Annotated in this window: 1 CRISPR repeat array. The window is 59.7% G+C overall.

Annotation, left to right across the window (positions count from 1 at the left end):
• Window positions 1-31: 31 nt before the first annotated feature.
• A CRISPR array of direct repeats spans window positions 32-586; the repeat unit is 30 nt; unit sequence GTTTCAATCCCTCTAGGGATGATCAGTGAC.
• Window positions 587-625: the final 39 nt, after the last annotated feature.

Genomic DNA, 625 nt, shown 5'->3' with positions numbered 1-625 from the left:
ACCGCCCCCTCACCGCTGCCGGCGGTGCGGAGTTTCAATCCCTCTAGGGATGATCAGTGACGGTCGAGTCCCGGGCGGTCGGTGTCGGCCAGGCGGGGTTTCAATCCCTCTAGGGATGATCAGTGACTGACGGTCTGCCTGCGGATGAGCGTGGTATTCCCGTTTCAATCCCTCTAGGGATGATCAGTGACCGGCGTGGGGCACTTCCTCCGGTGATGAAGACGCGTTTCAATCCCTCTAGGGATGATCAGTGACCTGCTGATAAAGATCGTCATACGACAACCGTGTGCGTTTCAATCCCTCTAGGGATGATCAGTGACCCCGGATGATCGCGGACAGGGTCCCGGCCGAAGATGTGTTTCAATCCCTCTAGGGATGATCAGTGACGCCAGCCACCACTTGGCGTGCGATTGCCGGGAGGCGTTTCAATCCCTCTAGGGATGATCAGTGACTCGCCAGGGCTACCCCGGAGGAATTCGAAGCGTTCAGTTTCAATCCCTCTAGGGATGATCAGTGACGCGCGGCGCATCCTGGCGGGACGCTGCGTTCGCGGACGGTTTCAATCCCTCTAGGGATGATCAGTGACAGACGTACCCGGCGTGACGCCGCGCCGGTGCGCCGTGAG

Origin of the sequence: Protofrankia sp. Cj3 (assembly GCF_917627355.1) — a bacterium.
GTDB lineage: Bacteria > Actinomycetota > Actinomycetes > Frankiales > Frankiaceae > Protofrankia.
The sequence above is the reverse complement of the archived record's forward strand: the minus strand, read 5'-3'. Positions and strand labels throughout refer to the sequence as shown.